Source organism: Vibrio sp. 1069 (assembly GCF_033340555.1).
The window spans coordinates 1-541 of sequence record NZ_JAWOWP010000839.1 but is presented as its reverse complement, the minus strand read 5'-3'; the positions used below and the strand labels follow the sequence as shown (position 1 = coordinate 541).

The following is a 541-nucleotide window of genomic DNA, read 5'->3' as shown; positions in this document are numbered from 1 at the left end:
ATTTCCGTGAGGTGCACGAATTGTTCTGCTTGTATCAAGTCGTGGATCTTGTCCCTGGCGCTGTGTCATTTTCAGACTCCTTTAGTTTCTCGTGATGACCAAGTGCTTGCTTGGTCTTGTTATTCCAAATTCACTTAGGTTTCAAAGTGATGGTTATTTAATAGGCTGACGTTTATGTTCTTTCTCCGCCATGGCGTTGGCGATGTCCCAACACAAACGGGCAGCTAAGCGAGCGGTTTGACTATCGACATCGTAATTCGGGTTGTACTCTGCGATGTCGGCTAACATAAGCTTGTTTTTGTAGTGAAGAATTCGTTCTAAAAAAGGTGCGATTGTGTCGTAACTTACACCTCTAGCCGCAGGAGCACTTACGCCTGGCGCGGTTGCTGCTGGGAATACATCCAAATCAATGGTGAGATAGAGATAGTCACAATCGTCGATAAAGTGTTGCAGTTGGGTTAGGTGGTAGCTGTGATTCAAGTAATTGAGTTGACTATCTTCTACATACCATACGTTCAGCTCGTCTGCTTTTTGGAACAAA

At 44.5% G+C, this 541-nt stretch carries 1 protein-coding gene; it reads right to left on the bottom strand.

Annotated features, from left to right (window positions below):
• Positions 1–153 precede the first annotated feature (153 nt).
• On the bottom strand, positions 154–541 hold a 388-nt coding region (locus R7040_RS29355), incomplete at its 5' end, for an arginase family protein (protein ID WP_318098032.1).